The organism is Oceanobacter kriegii DSM 6294, assembly GCF_000422845.1.
GTDB classification, from domain to species: Bacteria; Pseudomonadota; Gammaproteobacteria; order Pseudomonadales; family Oceanobacteraceae; genus Oceanobacter; species Oceanobacter kriegii.
In genome coordinates this window covers 164,851-188,504 of sequence record NZ_KE383933.1, presented here as the reverse complement: position 1 = coordinate 188,504, position 23,654 = coordinate 164,851, and the positions used below count along the sequence as shown (strand labels likewise).

Genomic DNA, 23,654 nt, shown 5'->3' with positions numbered 1-23,654 from the left:
AAGAATGTTGAAAACATCGATTCGAACCCTGAGTGGCGCCTTGCTGCTGTCCCTGATGGGGACCGCAGCGCATGCAGCCGTATCGACCGCTGAAGCTGCCAAGCTGGGCGGTGAATTGACCCCGGTGGGCGCGCAGAAAGCCGCTGCTGGCGATATTCCGGCCTGGAACGGTGGTCTGCAAACCCCGCCAGCAGGCTATAAAGAAGGCGGCAAGCTGGTGGACCCGTTTGCCGACGAAACACCGCTGTTTGTGATCACTGCTGAAAACTACATGCAGTACGCCGACAAGCTGTCCGAAGGCCAAAAGGCGATGTTCAAGAAGTACCCGGATACCTACCGTATGCCGGTGTACCCAACCCATCGTACTGCGGCGTACCCGCAGGCCATCTACGATGCCAGCATTGAAAACGCCAGCAAAACCGAGCTGGTAGACGGCGGTAACGGCCTCAAGAACTACGTGATGGGCACGCCATTCCCGATTCCACAAAATGGTCTCGAAGCCATCTGGAACCATATCGTTCGTTACCGTGGTGGTAGCGTTGAGCGTACTGTGGGTCAGGTAACACCGCAGGCCAACGGCGACTACACGCTGGTGCAGTTCGGTGAGGAATTTACCTTCCGTGAAGAACTGACCGACTACGAGCCGGGCAAAGACGACAACGTGCTGTTCTACTTCAAGCAGGATGTACTGTCGCCAGCGCGTCTGGCCGGTAACGTACTGCTGGTGCACGAAACCCTGGATCAGGTGAAAGAACCGCGTAAGGCGTGGATCTACAACGCCGGCTCTCGTAAGGTTCGTCGCGCACCGACCATTGCCTACGATTCTCCGGGAACGGCCTCCGACGGTATGCGTACCTCGGATAACTTCGACCTCTACAACGGTGCACCTGATCGCTACGACTGGAAACTGGTGGGCAAGCAGGAAATGTACATTCCGTACAACGCCTACAAGCTGGAATCCGGCGACCTGAAGTACGATGACATCGTCAAGGCAGGTCACATCAATCAGGATCATGCCCGCTATGAACTGCACCGGGTATGGAAAGTGGAAGCCACTCTGAAAGACGGCAACCGCCATATTTACGCCAAGCGTACCTTCTACCTGGATGAAGATACCTGGCAAGCCGGCATCATCGACCATTACGACGGTCGTGGTGTGTTGTGGCGTGTGGCTGAAGGTCACGAGGTGAGCTACTACCAGGCCAACGTGCCGTGGACCGGTCTTGAAGTGCTGTACGATCTGACCTCTGGTCGTTACCTGGCGCTGGGTCTGGATAACGAGGAAGACGGTACCTACAAGTTTGGTATCGAGCGTTCTTCCCGTGACTACACCACCTCGGCATTGCGTCGCTCAGGTCGTCGTTAACAGGCGTTGTCTAAAACGCCGTTGAAAGTCGACGTTAAACGTCGACTTTCAGACACAAAAAAACCGGCTAACTTGCCGGTTTTTTTGTGTCCGGATTTTGCACCTTGCAGGGCTGTCGAATAAGACGGGCCAGCAAGACGTCAGCCAGGAATAGGCTTGGCTGGCTGTTACAGGTGGACCAGCAAGCTCGCCAGATACTGGTTGGAAGCATCCTTGTTAACAAACTCCCCACGCACTTCCAGACGGTCGCTGATGTCGTAGCCAACACCAAAGCCGGTCAGCAGGCCATCGTCATCACCAAAGTCGAGGCCGACGCGGCCAATCAGTGACAGGTTGGGATCGACTTCCGGCAGTTCTTTTTCACCCACCATGGCGACCCAGACACCGGTGATGTCTTCGTTGGTGTTGTCGAAGTCATCGGTTTGGCTGAAGCCCAGCTCCACCTTGGTCGACAGACCACCGGAATACTGCCCCAGCTGGTAGCCACCAAAACCCTGAATACCCGTTGCATCAATGCTGTCGCCGCCATCAAACGGGGAGTCGATGGTGTTGTAGCTGAAGCTGCCGCCCAGATACAAACGGTCGGTGTGGTCATCGGCCAGGGCGGTAGCAGATGCCGCTGTCATGGCGGCGGCGATCAGGGTCTTATTCAACGTGGATGCCATAAATGACGAGTCCTGTATTACTGAATGTCCTTATGTGTCAGCCAAACAGGGCCAAAGGTTCCTCATAAAGTGCCGCAACCTGTTCACGCAGGGTCAGCAAATGCTCTGACCAGAAGCGGTGTCCTTCAAACCACGGGAAGGCAATCGGGAAGGCCGGGTCGTCCCAACGCTGGCTCAACCAGGCCGCGTATTTCATTACCCGCAAGGTGCGCAGGGCTTCGACCAGACGCAGCTCGTGGTAGGGGAATGGACGGAACATTTCATAGCCCTGACGAATGGCCTCCAGCTGTTCCAGTTGCTCTTCGCGAGAGCCGCTCAGTAGCATCCAGATGTCTTGCATCGCAGGCCCTTGCAGGCAGTCGTCGAAGTCGACCAGCCACAGTTGCTCGTCGCGCAGCAGCAGGTTGCCGGTGTGCAAATCGCCGTGCAGGCGAATGGAGCGGAAATCGCAGCCATCAAACTGCTGTTGCACCAGCGTTTGCAGTTGTGGCCAGAGGCTTTCGTACACCGCGCGGTAGTCTTCCGGCATCATGCCGGAGTTCAGCACGGTTTCCGCAGCCCAACGAATATCGTCAGCTCCGGCAATGCGAGGGCGATGCTGAAACTCCTGCCAGCCACCGACCTGATGAATACGCGCCAGCCAGCGGCCCAGTAGCTCCAGATCTTGTTTGGATGACAGTTCCGGCGCATGGCCACCACGGCGGGGAAACAGGGTGAACATAAATTCCTTGTGATCAAACAGGCTGCGCTCGTCGAACGTCAGCGGTGCGACCACGGGAATGTCCTCTTGCTGCAACTCCAGCATGAACTGATGCTCTTCCAGAATGCTCTCGCGCGACCAACGGCCGGGGCGGTAAAACTTCGCAATCACCGGGTTATCGTCTTCGATGCCGACCTGGTACACCCTATTTTCGTAACTGTTGAGGGGAAATACGCGAGCGTCGGTGTAGAGGCCCAATGCCTCCACGGCGTCCATAACGTCTTCCTGGGACAATCGGGAATAAGGGTGGCTATCTGTGGTCATGAGGTTCTCCGCAATAATGGCCGGATTATGCCTGACAAGCACGCGGCTGGCTTGCTTTGATCATTCCCGGCGTGTGCGCACAAACCAACCGGGAGGTGGGGTTCGGGCCAGCGTCCAGACGCCGACAATGGCAGCGCCCTGTTGCTTCAGCAGTTGCGCCAGCCCATCGGCCGTGGCACCGGTGGTCATCACATCGTCGACGATCATGACATGCTGGCCTGCCAGGGGCTGGCTGCTGGCGGATTCGACGTTGGTCAGGCGGTAACTGCTGCGGATGTTGCCGAGTCGTTCGACGCGATTCAGGCCTCGTTGGCCATGGCCAGGGAGTCGTTCCAAACGCTGCTTGTCGACGGTCAGTTGGTGAACCCGGGCGAGCTCGTCGGCCAGCACTCCGGCCGGGTCAAAGCCACGCTGCCAGCGACGCCAGCGGTTGGAAGGCACCGGAATCAGGCGATCAACAGCCCTTAACTGTGCTGGTGGGTAACGGGCCATCCAGCGTGCCAGCTTTAGCATCCATTGGCTGTTGTGCTTGTCCTTGGCTTGCTGAACCCAGTGCATGACGGGACCGGCGTAGAGCGCGGTGTGATGGCTGTAATCAAACGCAGGAGACTGTTGTTGGCAGGGACGGCAGCGCCAGAAGCCGTTCAATGGTGTCGCTTGTTGCAGGTTGATTTCGCCGCACTGGCTGCAGCTGGATTGCGCTGCCGGTGCGGCTTGCAACAACCAGCGTTCGCAGTCGTTGCAGATAAATCCGGCACAGCCTTGCAGCGACGATAAACAGATTTCGCACAGTGCGAAGGCATTCAAACTCGGTGGGTTACTACCGCCGCTGCTGTTGGCAGCCGGATTCAACTGGCCGTTGGACTGAAAAACGGTCGCTCGTGTTTGTTGCCAGCGCTGTCTGACGCTGTTTAAAAAACTTGAGGGGGCCATAAGTACATCCTTGTACAAATCTGACTGACTATCTGAACTCAGCTTACATTTTGTACAGGGCTGTTACCAAACTCTGTGGTTGTTTTTTGAACAAAGCGTAGTGTTGATTCAGAACACATGCATTTATTCACCCGTTCAACACAGGAGCACGCCATGAATATTGGTTCTACCAGCGGCTCGGTAATGACCAACGGCTATTCCCAGGCCAGCCAGGCATTTGGCCAGGCCGACAACAAGCTGACGGTCGCCGCGCAACAAGTGGCAGATTCGACGACGCAGAGGCCCGTTGACGAAACCTCATCCATTTCCGAAGCGGTTGTGGACATGCAAGAGGGAAAGCAACTGGTGGGCGCAGCCGGGAAGCTAATCGAAGCTCAGAATACTCAGCTGGGCAGTTTGCTGGATACCCAAGCCTGACGTCTCCTGACGAGACGACCGACTCCGCCCGGGATCAAGAATCCCTGCAGAAAATGCTGGAGGAGCTCCAGCAACAACAACGTGTGGATCAGTATCGCCAACAGCGCGAAGATGAACTGAGGGAAGCGGCCGACCTGTCGTCGGCTTCCTTAAGCAGTTCCTCTGGCGCTGCCTTCGCGGCTGAATCCGGCACGGCAACTCTGCTGCCTGCAAATACCACTTCCGGTATTGCGGGTGCAGGTGCTGACGCGTTGTCATCACCTTCGGTGGTTGGTCTTGGCTCGGCCAGCATGAATTTAGATGCTGACATAGACATGGACACCGACACACAGTCCGCGGCTCCCGAGCTGCCCTTGAGCCAAATGGAACAAGCGGCAATGGACGGTCGGGTTTTTATCGTTGATGCGGCCGAAGCCTTTGGACTGAACAGCGATGCTGCGAATGACGCCGCCAATGATGCTATCGCCGAGGCCCGTTCAAGTGACGAAGGCCAATCTGATTCCAGAGCGGAACAAGAACGAGCAGAGCAACAAGACAAACCAACCGCAGCTGAACGCTTTGCCGAAACCAACGCCCGGCTGCGTCAGGCCACCGAAACCCTGTTGCAGGTAAGCCAGCTGGGCGGCCCTGTGAACATCGAAGCCTTGCTCGACGAACACGTGTAAGACACATCTGCCACTGTCATCGTCCCTGATGATCCTCTGAAGCATCCCGACACAATTTTGCTACGCAATATTTCTCGCCGCCGCGTGCCCGGGTGGATATTCTGATTCAAACACTTGTCTGACTTTCGCACAGCAAACGCTTGACTTCGCCATGAAGCGAACGTATGTTTCAAACACTTGTTTGAAATTATCAAATGGTTAAGATGGTCTTCTGCTAACGACCATCAGATATAAAAACAAACAGCTACACTGATAACTGAATTTGAGTCGGAACTCCCAAACCGGCCAAACAACGAGTAAGGCGACGAGGTAAACGAGATGCCAGATTACAAAGCTCCCCTGCGTGAAATTAAATTCGTAATGGATGAACTGCTGGATATGCCGTCGCACTACGCCAGCATTCCAGCCTATGCGGAAACCGCAACGCCGGAAATGGTTGATGCCATCATTGCTGAAGGTGCCCGTTTTTGTGAGCAGGAGTTGGCGCCACTGAACCGTGTTGGCGACACCGAAGGTTGTGTGCGTAATGAAGAAGACGGCTCGGTGAAAACCCCGACAGGCTTCAAGGAAGCCTACGCCAAATTCGTTGAAGGCGGTTGGCCTTCGCTGGCCCACGAAGAAGAGTGGGGCGGTCAGGGCCTGCCGGAGTCCCTCGGTATTGTTATTTCCGAAATGGTTGGTTCTTCCAACTGGTCATGGGGCATGTACCCGGGTCTGTCTCACGGTGCGATGAACACCATCGACCTGCACGGCACCCAGGAACAGAAAGAAACCTACCTGACCAAACTGGTATCCGGTGAGTGGACCGGCACCATGTGTCTGACCGAGCCGCACTGTGGCTCCGACCTGGGTATTCTGAAAACCAAGGCTGAGCCAAACGCCGACGGCAGCTACAGCATTACCGGTACCAAAATCTTTATTTCCGCGGGTGAACACGACATGGCCGAGAACATCGTCCATATCGTACTGGCGCGTCTGCCGGGTGCTCCGGAAGGCACCAAGGGTATTTCCCTGTTCATCGTACCAAAGCAGCTGCCAAACGAAGATGGCACGCCGGGCGACCGTAACGCCGTGAGCTGTGGCTCGCTGGAACACAAGATGGGTATCCACGGTAACGCCACCTGTGTGATGAACTTCGACGGTGCCAAAGGCTGGCTGATTGGCCCTGAGAACAAGGGTCTGAACTGCATGTTCACCTTTATGAACACCGCTCGTATCGGTACAGCACTGCAAGGTTCCTCTGCGATGGAAGCTTCCTTCCAGGGCGCACTGGCTTACGCCAAAGAACGTCTGGCCATGCGTTCCCTGACTGGTCCGAAAGCACCGGAAAAAGCCGCTGACCCGATCATCGTTCACCCGGACGTACGTCGTATGCTGCTGACCCAGAAAGCGCTGAACGAGGCCAGCCGTGCGCTGGTGTACTTCGCTTCCCAGCAGAACGACATCGTCAAGAAAGCAGAAACCGAAGACGAGCGTAAAGAAGCTGAAGAACTGCTGAGCTTCCTGACGCCAATTGCCAAAGCCTTCCTGACCGAAGCGGGCTGCGAAGCCACCAACCTGGGTATGCAGGTATACGGCGGTCACGGCTTTATTGCCGAGTGGGGTATGGAACAGCTGGTGCGTGATACTCGTATCGCCACCATCTACGAAGGCACCACCGGTATTCAGGCCCTTGACCTGTTGGGTCGTAAGGTGCTGATGACCCAGGGCGCCAGCCTGCGTCGTTTCACCAAGATCGTTCACAAGTTCTGCAAAGCAGGTGGTTCCAGCAAGCAGGTGACCAAGCTGCAAAAAGCACTGGCAGAAGTGAACAAAGAGTGGGGCGACCTGACCATGAAAATTGGTATGGGCGCGATGAAAAACCGCGACGAAGTGGGTGCCGCTGCAGTGGATTACCTGATGTACTCCGGTTACATCGTACTGGGTTACTTCTGGGCACGTATGGCCGAAGTCGCGCAGCAGAAACTGGATGCGGGTACCACGGAAGAAGCCTACTACAAGGCCAAGCTGCAAACGGCTCAGTTCTACTTCGACCGTATCCTGCCGCGCACCAAGGCCCATGCGGTTGCCATGACCGCCGGCTCTGCCAGCCTGATGTCCCTGCAAGAAGACGACTTTGCTTTCCTGTAAGCAGGTCTTCCTGTAAGGCATCGCAGCTTTTATTTATGTGCTACATCAAAGCCGCTCACCCGAGCGGCTTTTTTGTGGCTGCCTGTCCGAGTGACTCATGCTAAACAGATACTTGCTACGGCGTCCGATGGCAGCCGCTTCGCGTCTTTATCGAACCTACAAAACTCCACCGTTACGTAGGTCGGATAAGCTTGCGCCATCCGACAAAACCATTGCAACGAGGCCCATCCGATGGCAGCCGCTGCGCGTCTTCATAGGACCTACAATACTCAACCGTTATGCATGTCGGATAAGCTTGCGCCATCCGACAAAACGGCTGGGCACAAAAAAGCCAGCGCAAGGCTGGCTTTCAAGTTGGTGAGTTAACGCGCCTGTTCAGGCGGTGTGGGCGGTTGGCCCGGAGCGGCGCTTGCTGTCGACGCGACGCTCGTGGATTTTGCGAATCTTGCGCTGGGCCTTGTCGAAGGCATTGCGCACGGCAAAATACATATCCTCATGCTCTGGGCTGTCGTGACTGTCGTGGGTAATTGCCACGGTCTCGCCGGGTAAACCGACTTCCAGAGATACATGCGCCAATCGGCCTTTGTAACTGTGGTTGTGTGGCATGGCGACGACGGCGCGAATGCCGGTGATGTCGTCATAGGTGGAGGTGAGTTTGTCGGCTTTTTCGCGAATGGTGTTCTCAATCGCATCTGAATGTTCGATGTCACGAAAACTGATTGCCAGACCTTTCATAAACGCTCCTTAGTAACAAGCATAAGGCGATGCCGGATATTCGGCGGTGGGTGACGGCGTGTTGACCTGTCGCCCGCGGTTTATTTGCTGGCATACGAATGGCCGGGCCTTGTTGACGATGGCCTCAGTCTTTACCGCATGCCCTGTTCGGATTGCGTCCTCCTCTTTGGTAGCCAAAGTTGTAGAGTGTAAAAACCTTAAAAATCATAGGCTTGATAGCTAAATTCTGTTTTTGCCAAAGCCTGATTTTGTGATCATTCGGAAGTCGGTTTGTTCCGTGACTTCACCTTCAGATTACATCAAGTTGTCATCACGTCAATCGTCTGGTTGTCATATTTGTGTGAATAAACGAGCCAAATTGATGTGGGTTTGTGGCTCAGCCAAATGAAATGTGGCTTTGTTCATAAGTCTGTTGACTAGAGTGTTTCAAGCTACGGCGCGGGTTGGATGCGTGTTAGTCTGGCGGTTCATTGACAGGAATTCAGGTCATGCAGGTATATCCAGTCAAGGTCGTTTTTTTTGATCTCGACGACTCTTTGATCAACAAGGATGCTAACAGCCTCTGGATCAAGTGGCGGGTTCGCCGCGAACGCTGGGCGCTGGTTGAAGCCACGCTGGCTCTGGCGTCGTTGTACCGTGCCTACAAGAAAGGCCGGGTGACCCACTGGCGCTTGTCGCACTATTACAAAACCCGCGCTCGCGGCATGGCTCTGACCGATTACCAACAGCGGGTGGACGAGTTTTTTCTGGAGCGCGGCCATCTGCATATCTATCCCCAGGCGGCTTCCTTGCTGTATGGCTACCAGCGTCAAGGTATTGAGCCTGTGATGATTACCGGTGCCGACGAGTACGTTGCCCGGGCCTACGCCGACGCGCTGGGCATTCAACACGTCATCAGTAACTGTTTGCGGGTGGTGGATAACAAAATCACCGGTTTGCAGCGACCGCTGTGTTATGGCAATGGCAAGGTGGGGCTGGCGCGAGCGTTTCTGCGCGAGCGCGGCCTTCGCTTCAGTGATGCTGCCTTCTACACGGATAGCCATGCTGATTTGCCGTTACTGGAACGGGTTGGCCAGCCGGTGGTGCTGAATCCTAACAAGCGGCTGCGTGAGGCCGCGGAGCTGAACGGTTGGCCATCGCTGGACTGGCGTAACTGAACCGCCTTTTGTTGGGCTGGCCGCTGTGCCAGAAACGGCTTGCTTGCTGGCTTGCCGTGCTTCGGTCATCTGTTATGATGCAGGTCTTGTCAAAATAATTATCCGGGAGCTCGTGGTGTTTTACCCACTCAACTGCCCTCTGCAAAAAGGTCAACTGCTCGTCCGTCGATGGTGGTAAACGCATCGCCTATCTGCCCGCGTGGGCATCTCTAATTGCGTTTACAATTTCTATCAGGTTCCTACCCATATGACACTGCAAGAATTTAACTCACTGGTTGAGCAGGGCTATAACCGTATTCCTGTTGCACGCCAGGTGTTGGCTGATATCGACACGCCTCTGAGCACTTACCTGAAACTGGCCAATGCGCCGTATTCCTACCTGTTTGAGTCTGTCCAGGGCGGCGAAAAGTGGGGCCGTTATTCGATCATTGGCTTGCCTGCCCGCGAAGTGATCAAGGTCTCAGGCCATCGTGTGACGCGCCTTGAAAACGGCCAAATCGTCAGCGAGCTGGACGTAAAAGACCCGCTGGAATACGTCTCCGAATTGCAGCAAAGCTACAAGGTGCCCGACCTCGAAGGTCTGCCACGTTTCCAGGGCGGTCTGGTGGGCTACTTTGGTTACGACACCGTGCGTTACATCGAGCCGCGCTTGATGAAAACCTGCCCGCCGGATGAAATCGGCACGCCGGACATCCTGCTGATGGTGTCTGAAGAAGTGGTGGTGTTCGATAACCTCAGCGGCAAGCTCAACCTGATTGTGCTGGCCGACCCACAGCAGGACGACGCGTACAACAAGGCCCAGCAACGTCTGGAGCAGCTGCGCGAAACCCTGCGGACGCCATATTCCGGCCCAATTGGTCAGCCTTTGGCGGAATCCCGTACCGTGGCTGAAGAAGATTTCCAGTCGGTGTACGGCGCGGATGAGTTCAAGTCGGCGGTGGAATCGGTCAAGGAATACGTGCTGTCCGGCGATATCATGCAGTGTGTGCTGTCGCAGCGCATGCAGGTGCCATTCAGTGGTGATCCGGTCAATATCTACCGTGCCCTGCGCACCCTGAATCCGTCTCCTTACATGTACTGCCTGCACCTCGATGACTTCCACGTGGTGGGTTCTTCGCCGGAAATTCTGGCGCGTCTGGAAGACGGCGAAGTCACCGTGCGTCCGATTGCCGGTACCCGCAAGCGTGGCGATACCCCGGAAAAAGACAAGGCGCTGGAAGAAGAGCTGCTGGCCGATCCGAAAGAAATCGCCGAACACCTGATGCTGATTGACCTTGGCCGTAACGACGTCGGCCGGGTGGCGCAAACCGGCGAGGTGAACCTCACCGAACAGATGGTGGTCGAGCGTTACAGCCACGTGATGCACATTGTGTCCAACGTCACGGGTCAGGTGAAAGAAGGTATTACTGCCATGGATGTACTGCGTGCAGTGCATCCTGCCGGTACCTTGAGCGGTGCTCCAAAAATCCGCGCGATGGAAATCATCGACGAGTTTGAACACACCAAGCGTGGCGTTTACGGCGGTGCCGTGGGTTACCTGAGCTGGAACGGCAATATGGATACTGCCATCGCCATTCGTACTGCGGTGATCAAGGACGGTGTGTTGAACATTCAGGCCGGTGCCGGTCTGGTGGCCGATTCGGTGCCTGAGATGGAATGGCAGGAAACCCTGAACAAGGGTCGTGCGATGTTCAGAGCCGTGGCTCTGGCCGAAGCCGGACTGGATCAGTGATCCGTCAGTTTTCCGAATAGCCGTTCAACCGAATTTTAGCGCGGCCGCACAGGCTGGCCGCGATGGAGCACAACATGCTGGTAATGATTGATAACTACGACTCTTTTACCTACAACGTCGTACAGTATTTTGCGGAACTGGGTGCCGATGTGCGGGTGTTTCGCAATGACGAAATCACCATTGAAGATATCGAAGCCATGAACCCGGACCATCTGGTGATTTCACCGGGGCCATGCACGCCGAACGAAGCCGGTATCTCGATGGAGGCCATTCGTTACTTCGCCGGCAAATTGCCGATTCTGGGCATCTGTCTGGGCCACCAGTCCATTGGTCAGGTGTTTGGCGGTGACATCGTTCGCGCCGGGCAAGTGATGCACGGCAAGCTGTCGGCCATTCACCACAGCGACAAGGGCGTGTTTGCCGGGCTGACCAATCCGTATCAGGCCACCCGTTACCATTCGCTGGTGATCGACAAGGACACCATTCCGGACTGTCTGGAAATTACCGCCTGGACGGAAAACGAAGACGGCTCGATGGAAGAAATCATGGGCGTACGTCACAAGGAACTGCCGATTGAAGGTGTGCAGTTCCACCCGGAATCAATTCTTACCCAACACGGCCACGATTTGCTGAATAACTTTCTGCAAATGCGACTGGATTGAACAGGAGACCAAAATGGAAATTCGTGAAGCCTTGTCCAAAGTGGTCGAGCGTGAAAACCTGACCACCGAAGAAATGATCGAGGTGATGAACCAGATCATGACCGGCCAGGCCGATCCTGCCCAGGTGGGCGGCTTTCTGGTTGCCCTGCGCATGAAAGGCGAAACCATCGACGAAATCGTCGGTGCCGTGAAAGTCATGCGCGAACTGGCCAGTGGAGTTGAAGTACACCCGCTGCACGCCGTCGACATCGTCGGTACTGGCGGTGACGGTGCTAACATGTTCAACGTCTCCACCGCGTCTTCCTTTGTGGTGGCGGCGGCCGGTGGCAAGGTGGCCAAACACGGTAACCGTGGTGTGTCTTCCAAATCCGGCAGTGCCGATTTGCTGGAAGCAGCGGGTGTGAACCTGCAACTGAACAGCGAACAGGTTGCCCGTTGCATCGAAGAGCTGGGTGTCGGCTTTATGTTTGCGCCAATGCACCACAGCGCCATGAAGCACGCCATTGGTGTGCGCAAGTCGCTGGGCATGCGCACCGTGTTCAACATTCTTGGCCCAATGACCAACCCGGCAGGTGTGCCGAATCAGGTGATTGGTGTGTACTCAAAAGACCTGATCAAGCCGATTGCGGAAACCCTGCAACGTCTGAACGCTGGCCATGTGCTGGTGGTGCATTCCGACGAAGGACTGGATGAAATCAGCCTCGCGGGTCCAACCCACGCCTGCGAACTCTACATGGGCGAGCTGCGTGAGCTGACCATCACCCCGGAAGACCTCGGCATTGAGCGTCAGAGCCTGGAAGGTCTGAGTGTTGATGGCGCCGAGCAAAGCCTGGAGCTGATCCGTGACGCACTCGGCAAACGCAAAACCCCGGCGGGTGAAAAAGCCGCCGACATGCTGGCGCTGAACGCCGGTGCGGCGATCTACGTTGCCGGTTTGGCGATGAACCTGAAAGACGGTGTCAGCATGGCGCAGGACGCGATTTATTCGGGTCTGGCACTGGAAAAAATGAAAGAACTGGCGAGCTTCTCTGAATACCTCGCTGAAGACGCGCAAAGCTGATAGCCAGCAAGGTAACTGACAGTGAACAACGATACGCCAACCATTCTGAAAAAAATCCTGCTGACCAAGCAGGAAGAAATTGCTTTGCGCAGCAAAAGCCTGCCATTGAACGAGCTGAAGGCTCAGGCGCTGGATATGGACCCGGACGCGCTGCGTGGTTTTCACGCGGCGATGAAAGCCAAGGTCGACGCTGGCTTGCCAGCGGTGATTGCTGAAATCAAAAAAGCCTCGCCATCAAAAGGCGTGATCCGCGAGAACTTTGTCCCGGGTCAAATCGCCGAGTCTTATGAGAAAGGCGGTGCGGCCTGTTTGTCGGTGCTGACCGATGCCGAGTACTTTCAGGGCCATGAGGACTACCTGAAAGAAGCCCGTGCAGCCTGCTCTCTGCCGGTAATCCGCAAGGATTTTCTGGTCGACCCTTATCAGATTTACGAAGCCCGTCAGATCGGTGCTGACTGTGTGCTGCTTATTGTATCGGCGTTGTCCGACATGCAGTTGCAAGATCTTGAAGGCCTGGCGCTGGAGCTGGGTCTGGATGTGCTGGTCGAAGTGCACGACGCCAAGGAAATGGAGTCCGCACTGAAGCTGCAAACGCCATTGCTGGGCATTAACAACCGCAACCTGCATACCTTCGACGTGACCCTGCAAACCACCTACGGCTTGCTGGATATGGTGCCTCAGGGCAAATTGCTGGTCACTGAAAGCGGTATCTTTGGCCGCGACGAAGTGGCTGAAATGCGTCAGCACAACGTTCACGGTTTCCTGGTGGGTGAAGCCTTTATGCGTGCTGAAGAGCCGGGCGAAGAGTTGCAGAAGCTGTTCTTCTGAATGGATTGAAAGAGCCGTTTGAAAAGCGGCCCTGAAGCCCGGTCCGAAAACGAAAAAAGCGCTGACATGTCAGCGCTTTTTTGTATCTGCTCGATGAGCATCGGCGGTATGAAGGCAGGGATTAACGAGTGCCGTAAACCACCATGGTTTTGCCTTTCACAGACACCAGTCCACCGTCTTCCAGATCTTTCAGAACCCGGCCAACCATTTCGCGGGAACAACCCACAATGCGGCCAATTTCCTGACGGGTAATCTTGATCTGCATACCGTCCGGGTGGGTCATGGCATCCGGCTGCTTGCTCAGCTCCAGCAAAGTGCGGGCGACGCGGCCAGTCACGTCCATAAACACCAGGTCACCGGCTTTGCGGGTGGTGTGGCTCAGGCGATTGGCCATTTGACGGAACAGCTTGAACATCAGTGACGGGTTCAGTTTGACCATTTCCTCGAACTTGGCATAGCTGATTTCAGCCACTTCACATTCGGTTTTGGCTTTCACCCAGGCGGTGCGTGGTGACTGTTCTTCTTCAAACAGGCCCATTTCACCGAAGAAATCCCCCGGGTTCAGGTAGGCCATGATCATATCGCGGCCGTCTTCATCTTCGATGATGACACTGACCGATCCTTTGACCAGGTAATAAAGAGTGTTGCTTTCCTCGCCAGCGTAAATCAGCGTACTACGTGCAGGGTAACGACGACGGTGACATTGGCTCAGGAAGTCTTCCAGGTAAGGGTCCTTTTGCGGCGGTTTAACCAGGCTCATATCGGGCTTCCAATCCATTTGCGAAATGATGAAACAATCAAGCTTAAGAAGCGCTTCAGTATCTCACTCTATCGCTCGTTCTGTTAGCGATTTTGCTTCAGGCGGTGACGCCTGTCACAAACAATCGGTGCAGTTTGTTAAGTAGCAGCTTGAAACCATATCTGTAACTGTGGCTGCGATTCAAGCGCCTGTTCCGACTGCGTCAGTCATGACCGGTTCCCTGTCATTGCCAAAACAGCACAATTTTTTGCAATCACCATGGCCCAAAAAGCCGGGCCGCAGCCACGTTGGAGAGGGACCTTTGTTTTAACTGACTTCCTTCTATGTGATACCCTCCGCAACCTTGAATCGCCATGCGTTGTGGCGATGGTGACTGGTCGGGAAGGACATATGAAAGCAGAAATCAAATGGGTAGATGGTGCCATGTTCCTGGGCGAATCCGGCAGCGGTCATTCCGTTGTCATGGATGGACCGGAAGATCACGGCGGTCGCAACATGGGCGTACGTCCGATGGAAATGTTGCTGCTGGGTCTGGGCGGCTGCACCAGCTTTGATGTGATGAGTATTCTGACCAAGCAACGTCAGCAGGTGACCGACTGTGTGGCCTCCATCGAAGCAGAACGCGCTGACAGCGTACCGTCGGTATTCACCAAAATTCATGTTCACTTCAAGGTGAAAGGCAAGGACCTGAAAGCCGCTAGCGTCGAGCGTGCGGTGAAGCTGTCGGCCGAAAAATACTGCTCAGCGTCCATCATGCTGGAGCAAGCGGGCGTGGAAATTACCCACAGCCATGAAGTGATCGAAGACTGACAGATCGACGACATCTGATCGACACAAGTTGCCGGGGCTGCCTGGCAACCGTTTGAAACCTGACTCCACCGCTTTGCGGGGTAATTGAGGACACTCTATTGAACAACAAGTTGCGCCTTCACGGCTTCAACAACCTGACCAAATCCCTGAGCTTCAACATCTACGATATTTGCTATACGCAAAACGAGAAAGAACGTCAGGAGTACATCAAATACATCGACGAATTATATAATGCAGACCGTCTGACCCAGATTCTTGGGGATGTAGTGGATATTATCGGTGCCAACATTCTGAATGTGGCCCGTCAGGATTATGAACCGGAAGGCGCAAGCGTAACGATTCTGATCGCAGAACACGAAGTACCACCCAGCGAAGACCTGATGGAAGAAAAGCCAGGCCCGCTGCGTGATTCTGTGGTGGGACACCTGGACAAGAGCCACGTTACGGTTCACACCTACCCTGAAAGCCACCCACACGGCGGTATCAGTACGTTCCGTGCCGATATCGACGTGTCGACCTGTGGTCTGATTTCACCGCTGAAAGCGCTGAACTACCTGATTCACTCGTTCGACTCCGATATCGTGACCGTCGATTACCGCGTGCGTGGTTTTACCCGCGATGTGGACGGCGTGAAGCACTACATTGATCACGACATCAACTCGATCCAGAACTACCTGACCGAAGATACCCAGAACGCCTATCAGATGATCGACGTGAACGTGTATCAGGAAAACACCTTCCACACCAAGATGCTGTTGAAGGACTTCGAGCTGGACAACTACCTGTTTGGCGAAGCGGCACAAAACCTGTCAGCCGAAGAGCGTACGGAAATTGAAGGCAAGCTGCGTCGTGAGATGCTGGAAATCTTCTACTCCCGCAACATGCCAGAGTAAGTGCTTCCAGGTAAGTGAGTAGGTAAGTAATTAAAGAACGGCAGCCTTTGGGCTGTCGTTTTTGTTTCTGGCCTGGGTTTCGGTAGGGCTGGCAAATTAATACTGCCAGCCGCCATTAAGGCTCCAGTGCCAGCCGGGGTTGGCGTCAACGGTGAAATTGGCTTCGTCAGACTGGTAACGCTCACCGCGCTGATAGGTAAACTTCAACGCGCTGTACCAACCGCGTTCCTGGCCCCAGTGCAAGTGCCCCTGAAAGCGGCCGGTGCGGGAGGTATGAATGCTGACTTCGCCGTCGTCACCGTTGGCAATTTGCCGTGACTGCCCCTGATGTTGCCAGCTGACGCCAGCGTTCAGGCGACGGTTAAACCAGTGCGATAACGACAGCTTCCATTGGCTGTCGGGAGTCTGGCTGATACGGGAGCGGTTGCTGCCATTGATCTCGCTGTCGTGCTGGACTTCGGTCTTGAACAGGCTGCCTGATAGCGCCAGCGTAAAGGGCACACCGAACACTTCCGGGCGGCTTTCATAGCTGGCCGAAATCGCTCGTATTACCGTCGGTTGGTCACTGTTATTGGGCGTGATGGTGGTCATGTCGGTGTTGTTTTGGCTGCTGCGTTCAAACTCGTAGTACAGCGCTCGACTGATCAAACGCTGACTGACTGCGAGGGTAAAACCATAGTGGTGAGCGGGTTGGTCTGGCTGAAAGCGGCGGCGGTACTCAATGCGGCTTTGGGTGGTGATTTCGTCGTCCAGATCCGGATTGCCGAGCCAGGTGGTGCTGCCCGAGCCACGCACCTGATGCTCAATGCGGTCGACCGCCGGAATCGGCTTGACGGATTGGCCGATCGACAGGGCAATGCTCTCGCGATCATCCAGTTGATATTCCAGCGTGCTGTTCGGCAGCCAGGCGGTGCCGGTGGCAATGTCGCTGTCGCTGCCACTCTGGTTTTGCTGTTTCAGCTCGTAGCTGTCGACACGCAAGCCAACCGTCAGGCGGGTATCCGGGGTGACCTGCCAGTGGTCGGCCAGATGGCCTGATAGGCGGTTTTCCAGCAGTGACAAGGATTGCACCTGACTGTCCGGTTGTTGCGGGTTGGACAGTCGTGACGACATCTTGCGAATCAGCCAGGAAGCACTGCCGGACCAGCGGTGCTCATCCCAGGTTTCACGAATACGCCATTCCAGTTTGTATCTGTGCTGGCGATTGCTGTCGTCAAAAAAGTCGGAGTTCACGTCTTCGGTAGTTTGCTGGCCCGACAGCATCAGCCGACTTTTGATGGTGTCCCAGTTGATGCTGGTTTGCAGATTCCACAGCAGCATGGCGTTGTGACTGTCGTAGTCACTGGCACCGAGGTCTGGCTCGTGGACGTTGAACCGCAGTGACAGCGGCAGGGCGTTTTGCTGAAACTGACGGCGGCCCTGCAAGTACAGCAGGTTGGCTGCCCAGCTGGCGCGGGCGTTGCGCATGCCCCGATAACCGGCGCGCAGAAACAGGTCCTGTTGTTCCCGTTGCTGTTGCCAGCGGCGACGGCTGTTATCGGTAAAGTAACCACTGACGGTGTCGCTGAGCTGGGTTTTTGAGGCCGATAGTTGCCAGTGTTCGTCGGCACCGCGGGCCAGATGCAGGGAGCCACTGTGATTGCTGCGCTGGTCGCTGGTGGCCGGTAACCAACCCACGTCCAGTTGCTGGCGTTGAGATTGTTTCAGAATGACGTTGATGGTGGCCGCAGCGCCGCCGCCAAAGTCGCTGTCGTAACCTGGGTTACGACGTACTTCAATGGCTTGTACTTCGCTGGAGGGAATGCGGTCGAGCAGCCGATGCAGGCTGTTGGCGCTGGACTGCACCGTGATGCCGTTAATCTCAACTTGTTGGTAATCGGAATTCAGGCCGTCGATCAGCAGGTCGTCGGTGGCCAGTGCTGTTTTGACCCGTCCGGCGCCGGCAATGCGAGTCAGCATGTCCATGGCGGTATCAGGGTGGCTGGTTTCAAACCAGCTGGCCTGATACAGGCGCTCGGCAGCCTGTGCCGCTGTGCTGCCAAAGATAATCAGCAGCAGTGCGGTAAGCCGAGGTAGCCGAGAGCAGGTGAGCCCACTTGAACGGAAGGCGGCAGTGGTCGGCGTAACATCCATAGGGCCTTCCTTAAACAGCGGAGCCAGATAGTGGTAATGAAGCTAATTAGCGGCGATGAGTTGGGTCAGCGGCGCAGACGAATAACCTTGAAACCACGGCCGCTGGCCATTTCCTCTATTTGGGAAAAGTGCCCCTTGGCCAACTCTTCGTAAGGCAGGTGACGGTTGGCCACCAACCAGACTTCGCCGTTCACGGTCAGGTGATCACGGGCCTGACGGAACAGGGTTTCAACAATGGTGTAATCCGTTTCCTTGCCGCTGTGGAACGGCGGATTGGATAAAATATAGTTGAAACGACCGCTGATGTCGGCCAAGCCGTCGCTTGGCACGATGCTCACTTCCAGTCCCTTGCGGGCGCTGTTCAGTGCCGCGCTGCGTAGTGCCATGGCGTCGACGTCCGACAGGGTCATGGTGGTTTTGTCGTTCACGGTGGTCAAACCGATGATGCCGCTGCCACAGCCAAGATCCAGTGCATTGCCATGCAGTGGTGGCAGGGTTTCCAGCAACAATTCGGTGCCAGCGTCGAGGCTGCCCTGGCTGAAGACGCCGGGCAACGACAGGAAAGAATCGTCTTTATAGGGGGTCGGTTTGGCCAGTCGCAACCAGTTGAAGCTGCCTTCCTGTGGTTTCAGCAGGGCTGACCACAGCGAACAGCGACGGGCGCTGTCCTGTTTTTCGCAGTCGGCCAGTGATTTCAATGCGTTGTTGATGCTCTTGCCGCCGGCGTCATTGGCACCAACGATCCAGAGTTCAGGCAGGTAGCGGTGGTCCGGTGTTTTGGCCAGTTGCTCAACCAGAGCTTGTGCCAATACCTTGGATTTTGGCCACAGCAGAATCACCCGTTCGGTGTTGTCCGGCAGCTCGTTGTCCGGTACCCCAAAGCTGACTTTGTCCTCGCCCAGTTGGCGTTTGGCATTCTGGTAGGTGGTCCAGTTCCAGCTTTGCAGGCTGACACCGGTGTCGCGAGCCAGTTGCACCCAGTCCGGGTCGAGGTTGGCTTCAGCGCTGATGACCAGCGTGCGGTCGGTGTGTAAATCTTCGTGGCGGCACAGTAGTTGATACGGGGCCTGGCTCATGCCGTCATTCCTTCAATAATATCGCGAACCGTGAGGGCCGCATTTTGTAAATCGTCCGACATCAGCGGAATCAAACCGGCCTCTTTCAGGCGCGGGTGGGCGTCCATGGCAGCGCCAATCACAAACACCGGCATGCCAGTTTCGATGGCGACCTTACGGTATTGCTGCACGTGGTTGCTGTCAGGCATGCGTTCAACCTGCAGCACCATCACCGGCCACTGCTTGCATTCCTTGATCAGCTGAATGATTTGCTCGGCGGTGGTGAGGTGGGACAAATGGGTAATGCCCAGACCAAATTGACGCACCAGCAAGGCCACAAACAGCAGATCGATTTCCGAATCGCGGGTGCAGTTGGCGATCAATACCCGGGTATCTGCGGGTTGGCTGTTATCCGACAGACGCCACGCCAGTCGCGAATACAGAAACGACTCGTACAGGCTGATGCGGGCAGGGCCAAGAGAATGGGTGGACTGCTCGCGCAGTTGCTGGGCAAAGGGGATAAACAGAAACCGCAGCGCCATTTCGACCGGGAAGAACTGGCACACTTCGTCGAAGGTTTTCGCCAGTGCTCGCTCATCAAACTGTTGGCAGGCGTTGGCCAGTTGCTCACGGTACACCTGCCACTGCGATGGCTTGCTGACGCCAGTGCCGGAGTCGGGCAGGGTTTCGCCGTTGGCGACCATGGCCTGAGCCTGGGAAATAGGAATACCGCGGTTCAGCAAAGAGACAATCTGCTTGATCAGCTTGATGTCCTGCTCGGTGTAGAGGCGGTGGCCTTTGGCGGTGCGTTTGGGTTCGATCAATCCATAGCGACGCTCCCAAGCGCGCAGTGTGATTGCATTGATGCCGGTTTCGGATGCTACGACGCGGATCGGGTAATAAGCCGCAGTCGACTCGGAACTACTGCCAGTCATGATAGGGCGCTCGTGCTTGGCAAGCGGGACAGGTGCTTGCGGACGTGGAAAAGATCAAACAAGGTAAACAACCAATATACAAGGTTGTACAGATTCTATTCGTTGCTACCGCTAATGTAAAAACCCGCCGCGACTTTGGCGCGTCAATACTTGACCCGACGCGCCATGCTGATTACTTTTCCAGCATCATACGCGGAGATATTTCATGTTTGACCAGCCAACAGACCCGCAGGGCCCGATCAACCTCGATCTGCTTAAAAAAGCCGTCGACGCTTCCAACGATGGCATTGTCATTGCGGAACAGGAAGGTGAAGACAACATCCTGATCTATGTGAACAAGGCATTTGAGCGGCTTACCGGCTACAGCGCGGATGAAATTCTCTATCAGGACTGCCGTTTCCTGCAGGCCGGTGATCGTGAGCAGCAGGGTATTGAAGAGATTCGTCAGGCCATCAAGGAAGGCAAATCGGCGCGGGTGACCCTGCGCAATTACCGCAAGGATGGCTCGATGTTCTGGAACGAATTGAGTTTGTCACCTGTGTACAGCGAAGATGAACAGTTGATGTATTACATTGGTGTACAAAAAGATGTATCGGAATTTGTCGAGCTGAAACGTCAGTTCGAGGCGCTGCAGGCCAAGCAAAACTGACCGCTACAAAGCTGACAGCCACAAAAAAGCCGGGGTAACCCGGCTTTTTTGTGCGTGCTGTTTGAACAACCGTCGCTTAGCCCTTGTAGGCAGCGGCAGATTCTTCGATCAGCTTGCGAGCGTCGTCGGCATTGCCCCAGTCGCGGACTTTAACCCACTTGCCAGCTTCCAGATCCTTGTAGTTCTCGAAGAAGTGAGCAATCTGGTCACGCAGCAGTTGAGGAACATCGTTGATGTCCTGAACGTCGTCGTAGATCTTGGTCAGCTTGGTGTGAGGAACGGCCAGCAGCTTGACGTCTTCGCCACCCTCGTCTTCCATATTAAGAACACCGACTGGACGAGCACGGATCACGGAGCCCGGCTGTACTGGGTAAGGAGTCACAACCAGCACGTCCAGAGGGTCGCCATCACCCGCCAGAGTATCGTTGATGTAGCCGTAGTTGGCTGGGTAGAACATCGGGGTTGCCATAAAACGGTCAACCATCAGGCAGTCCATGTCCTTGTCAATTTCGTACTTGATCGGCGCATGGTTAGCAGGAATTTCAATTACCACGTAAACGTCGTTTGGAAGGTCTTTGCCTGCGGACACTGAGTTGTAGCTCATGTTGTTTTCCCTTGGTCAGTGTTTGGTTTGGGCCGGATTATAGCCGCCTGATACTTGTTCTGTCAGGCCTACATCAGTATAAAGCCGTTAGTAGAACCCGTTGACACTCTTGACAGAGGGCAGCGGGAAAAAGAGCAGCGAATTACAAAACAACCTATGAAATTTTTGGCGAGTTCAATTTTGCTTTGCGCCAGTCTGGCGGGAGCAAATCAGGTTATAGCTGATGAACTGGACGAGATGCTGCTCACGGACGAGTTAGGTGAAGAAGGAATTTTCGAGGATCACGAATTGCCGGTGGTACTGACCGCCACGCGATTACGTCAACCTCGGGCAGAAGTACCAGCCAGTGTAACCATTATTGAGGCACAACAGATCGAGGCGTGGGGTGTCCGTACCCTGCCGGATTTGATGCGGTTTGTGCCTGGCATGTTCATTGGTCATGGCGATGACGAAAACAACGCGTCGGTGGCGTATCACGCAGGGGCTCCCAGCGTGTCGCGGCGCTTGCAGGTGCTGGTGGATGGTCGCTCGGTTTACCGGGCAGCGATTGCCTCGGTGACCTGGAACGACATCCCGGTGGCGTTGGAAGACATTCAGCGTATCGAAGTGACCCGCGGCCCCAGTTCAGCAACCTATGGCTCGAACTCCTTCCAGGGCGTGATCAACATCATCACCAAACACCCGGGCGATTCTCTGGGAACCCAGTTGCGTTATCGCAATGGCAACAACGGTGTCGATGATGGCTATCTGAGTCATTCCTGGCTTGCCGGTGGCGCCGCCTGGCGGGTGACTGGGCAAGTATCCGCCAGCGATGGCTTCGACGGTTCTGACCGCAACAGCCACAGTGACCAGTACCGCGATGGCGTGCGCCATGGCTTTATGTCGCTGGCGCGTAACCAGACCTTCGACAGCGGTTGGGTTCTGCAGACCCAGGCGTCCTACAAGGCCGGTCACACCGATATTCGTCAGAACGACCTCTATACCTCAGCCCCGGATGTGGATTCCCGTCAGGGCATGGTGCTGGCGAAGTTGTCGAAAGACTTTGACGTCGACCATTCCGCCTATGTGCGTGGCTACTGGCAGCGCGAAGTGCGGGAGAGTTCGGCAACGGTGAATCCGTATACGCTGATGATCGATCCGGCGCTGTTCGATTTGTACCGTTACAACAACACTCTGGCGGACGGTTTTGTGTATGAACTGCAAAACCTGATTGGCGAAGTCTATGCCGGTACGGTGGCGGCTTCCGACGCGCAAAGTGAGCTGATGCAGCGCTTGATGGGTTATGGTCTGGACACAACAGGCATGGGCTACATTGGCCAGATTCTGGCCAATACCGGTGGTGACTTGTCACTACTGACCCAGCGCACTGAAGGCACCATTGAGAACACCAGCCGTGACGAGCGTTTTGATATCGAAATTCAGGACACCCGCCGCTGGACCGAGTCCCTGCGGACCGTGATGGGCCTGAACCTGCGCCGCGATCAGGTGTATTCCCGCACCTACTTTGACGGCACGGTGAAAAACGATACCTATCGCTTGTTCGGTAATCTGGAATACTGGCTGCTGGACGACCTGCTGCTGAACGCTGGTGGCACCTGGGAGAAGGAAGACGCCAACGACAGCGTGTTCTCACCGCGTATCGGCCTGAATTACCTGATTACCCCGCAGCAGAGTGTGCGTCTGATTCATTCGCGCGCGACCCGCTCGCCGGACCTGCTGGAACAGAACCCGAACTTCCAGATTGACGTTACCGGGTTGAACGACAATTACCTCTATGCCGATGAAGGAACCTTCTATCTGCATCAATGGCCGGGCGCACGGGATCTTGATCACGAACGCATCACCAGCCTGGAATTGGGGTATTATGGTCGCTTCAATGAGCCGGGCATCGAACTGGATGTGAAGATTTTCCGCGAGCATATGGAGAATTTGATCACAGATCCGATCAATATCCAGACGCTGGAGTTGAACGCCAACACCCACATGGACATCGAAGGTGTTGAGATGCAACTCAATTGGGAAGCGACGGCGAAAGACTGGTTGTGGTTAACGGCTGCCTACATCAATGTGGATGTGGAAGGCGAGGACACCATTGAGCCGGATGGCGATGTATACCGCTCTTACCTGACGGATACCCGCCTGAGTGCCCAGAACAGCCTGGTTGCAAGCTGGAGTCACCGTGAAGAAAACTGGAGCCTGACCGGTTCCTACTTCTGGTATGACGCTTACAACCAGTATGCCAAGAGCAAGGACAACAGCTATCGTCGTGCCGAAGTGAACTTCAAGGTGTTTGATCGGATTGGTAAATACCAACCGTCACTCGGGTTCTTCGTGCATCATGTGATTGATAGCAACCCGCTGATCTACAGTAATCAGAGGTACAATACCAGTAACCTGTTCTACGTTCAGGCTGGTATCAATTTCTAACAGGAAGACAGATT

22 protein-coding genes are annotated in these 23,654 nt (G+C 55.4%); 13 read left to right on the top strand and 9 right to left on the bottom strand.

Going from position 1 to position 23,654, the window contains the following annotated elements:
* Window positions 1-4 precede the first annotated feature (4 nt).
* A complete protein-coding gene (locus G516_RS0118695; RefSeq protein WP_028294942.1) occupies window positions 5-1,366 on the top strand; it encodes a DUF1329 domain-containing protein in 1,362 nt (453 codons plus the stop codon).
* A gap of 167 nt (window positions 1,367-1,533) precedes the next feature.
* On the opposite strand, the gene G516_RS0118690 is transcribed toward G516_RS0118695, so the two are convergent.
* The 3 genes from G516_RS0118690 to G516_RS24175 are packed head-to-tail and all read right to left on the bottom strand — an operon-like array spanning window position 1,534 to window position 3,988.
* Entirely contained in the window at window positions 1,534-2,031 is a 498-nt protein-coding gene (locus G516_RS0118690; RefSeq protein ID WP_028294941.1) for an outer membrane beta-barrel protein, read from the bottom strand.
* A 37-nt stretch (window positions 2,032-2,068) separates the two neighbouring features.
* Window positions 2,069-3,055, bottom strand: coding sequence for a serine/threonine protein kinase (locus G516_RS0118685; RefSeq protein ID WP_028294940.1), 987 nt, complete (start codon window positions 3,053-3,055; stop codon window positions 2,069-2,071).
* 60 nt (window positions 3,056-3,115) lie between these two features.
* The gene (locus tag G516_RS24175; RefSeq protein WP_051219611.1) at window positions 3,116-3,988 is read right to left on the bottom strand and encodes a ComF family protein; all 873 of its coding nucleotides are present in this window, start codon (window positions 3,986-3,988) and stop codon (window positions 3,116-3,118) included.
* Window positions 3,989-4,141: 153 nt separating this feature from the next.
* Here G516_RS24175 and G516_RS0118675 point away from each other — a divergent pair, with 153 nt between their 5' ends.
* From G516_RS0118675 to G516_RS0118665, 3 genes are all read left to right on the top strand, one after another.
* Window positions 4,142-4,405 carry a hypothetical protein gene (locus G516_RS0118675; protein ID WP_028294939.1) on the top strand — a complete coding sequence of 88 codons (264 nt, stop codon included), beginning with the start codon at window positions 4,142-4,144 and terminating at the stop codon, window positions 4,403-4,405.
* A 53-nt stretch (window positions 4,406-4,458) separates the two neighbouring features.
* Complete coding sequence (locus tag G516_RS0118670; RefSeq protein WP_028294938.1) at window positions 4,459-5,070, top strand: hypothetical protein; 612 nt, start codon at window positions 4,459-4,461, stop codon at window positions 5,068-5,070.
* A 318-nt stretch (window positions 5,071-5,388) separates the two neighbouring features.
* Window positions 5,389-7,200 carry an acyl-CoA dehydrogenase C-terminal domain-containing protein gene (locus G516_RS0118665; protein WP_028294937.1) on the top strand — a complete coding sequence of 604 codons (1,812 nt, stop codon included), beginning with the start codon at window positions 5,389-5,391 and terminating at the stop codon, window positions 7,198-7,200.
* 375 nt (window positions 7,201-7,575) lie between these two features.
* Here the strand turns inward: G516_RS0118665 and G516_RS23300 are convergent, their stop codons facing one another.
* A complete protein-coding gene (locus tag G516_RS23300; protein WP_036537444.1) occupies window positions 7,576-7,935 on the bottom strand; it encodes an HPF/RaiA family ribosome-associated protein in 360 nt (119 codons plus the stop codon).
* A 488-nt stretch (window positions 7,936-8,423) separates the two neighbouring features.
* On the opposite strand from G516_RS23300, the gene G516_RS0118655 reads away from it, so the two are divergent.
* From G516_RS0118655 to trpC, 5 genes are all read left to right on the top strand, one after another.
* Window positions 8,424-9,092, top strand: a complete 669-nt coding sequence (locus G516_RS0118655; RefSeq protein WP_028294936.1) for an HAD family hydrolase — start codon at window positions 8,424-8,426, stop codon at window positions 9,090-9,092.
* A 247-nt stretch (window positions 9,093-9,339) separates the two neighbouring features.
* Entirely contained in the window at window positions 9,340-10,824 is a 1,485-nt protein-coding gene (gene trpE / locus G516_RS0118650; protein ID WP_028294935.1) for an anthranilate synthase component I, read from the top strand.
* A 74-nt stretch (window positions 10,825-10,898) separates the two neighbouring features.
* Window positions 10,899-11,486, top strand: coding sequence for an anthranilate synthase component II (locus G516_RS0118645; RefSeq protein WP_028294934.1), 588 nt, complete (start codon window positions 10,899-10,901; stop codon window positions 11,484-11,486).
* A 13-nt stretch (window positions 11,487-11,499) separates the two neighbouring features.
* Complete coding sequence (trpD, locus tag G516_RS0118640; protein WP_028294933.1) at window positions 11,500-12,546, top strand: anthranilate phosphoribosyltransferase; 1,047 nt, start codon at window positions 11,500-11,502, stop codon at window positions 12,544-12,546.
* A 21-nt stretch (window positions 12,547-12,567) separates the two neighbouring features.
* Window positions 12,568-13,374, top strand: a complete 807-nt coding sequence (gene trpC / locus G516_RS0118635) for an indole-3-glycerol phosphate synthase TrpC (RefSeq protein WP_028294932.1) — start codon at window positions 12,568-12,570, stop codon at window positions 13,372-13,374.
* A 121-nt stretch (window positions 13,375-13,495) separates the two neighbouring features.
* On the opposite strand, the gene crp is transcribed toward trpC, so the two are convergent.
* Window positions 13,496-14,134: a cAMP-activated global transcriptional regulator CRP gene (gene crp / locus G516_RS0118630; RefSeq protein ID WP_036537441.1), complete on the bottom strand. Its 639-nt coding sequence runs from the start codon at window positions 14,132-14,134 to the stop codon at window positions 13,496-13,498.
* Window positions 14,135-14,524: 390 nt separating this feature from the next.
* Between crp and G516_RS0118625 the strand changes: the two genes are divergently transcribed.
* Window positions 14,525-14,944: an OsmC family protein gene (locus G516_RS0118625; protein WP_028294930.1), complete on the top strand. Its 420-nt coding sequence runs from the start codon at window positions 14,525-14,527 to the stop codon at window positions 14,942-14,944.
* Between the two features lie 98 nt (window positions 14,945-15,042).
* A complete protein-coding gene (gene speD / locus G516_RS0118620) occupies window positions 15,043-15,837 on the top strand; it encodes an adenosylmethionine decarboxylase (protein ID WP_028294929.1) in 795 nt (264 codons plus the stop codon).
* A gap of 96 nt (window positions 15,838-15,933) precedes the next feature.
* On the opposite strand, the gene G516_RS0118615 is transcribed toward speD, so the two are convergent.
* From G516_RS0118615 to G516_RS0118605, 3 genes are all read right to left on the bottom strand, one after another.
* A complete protein-coding gene (locus G516_RS0118615) occupies window positions 15,934-17,970 on the bottom strand; it encodes a TonB-dependent receptor plug domain-containing protein (protein WP_028294928.1) in 2,037 nt (678 codons plus the stop codon).
* A gap of 65 nt (window positions 17,971-18,035) precedes the next feature.
* A complete protein-coding gene (locus tag G516_RS23295) occupies window positions 18,036-19,046 on the bottom strand; it encodes a class I SAM-dependent methyltransferase (protein ID WP_051219610.1) in 1,011 nt (336 codons plus the stop codon).
* On the bottom strand, window positions 19,043-19,960 hold the full coding sequence (locus G516_RS0118605) for a MerR family transcriptional regulator (RefSeq protein ID WP_028294927.1): 918 nt from the start codon (window positions 19,958-19,960) through the stop codon (window positions 19,043-19,045). The genes G516_RS23295 and G516_RS0118605 overlap by 4 nt, the downstream gene beginning before the upstream one ends.
* Window positions 19,961-20,165: 205 nt before the next feature.
* On the opposite strand from G516_RS0118605, the gene G516_RS0118600 reads away from it, so the two are divergent.
* Window positions 20,166-20,609, top strand: coding sequence for a PAS sensor domain-containing protein (locus G516_RS0118600; protein ID WP_028294926.1), 444 nt, complete (start codon window positions 20,166-20,168; stop codon window positions 20,607-20,609).
* Between the two features lie 76 nt (window positions 20,610-20,685).
* On the opposite strand, the gene ppa is transcribed toward G516_RS0118600, so the two are convergent.
* A complete protein-coding gene (gene ppa / locus G516_RS0118595; protein WP_028294925.1) occupies window positions 20,686-21,213 on the bottom strand; it encodes an inorganic diphosphatase in 528 nt (175 codons plus the stop codon).
* 237 nt (window positions 21,214-21,450) lie between these two features.
* Between ppa and G516_RS0118590 the strand changes: the two genes are divergently transcribed.
* Window positions 21,451-23,640, top strand: a complete 2,190-nt coding sequence (locus tag G516_RS0118590) for a TonB-dependent receptor plug domain-containing protein (RefSeq protein ID WP_028294924.1) — start codon at window positions 21,451-21,453, stop codon at window positions 23,638-23,640.
* Window positions 23,641-23,654 lie beyond the last annotated feature (14 nt).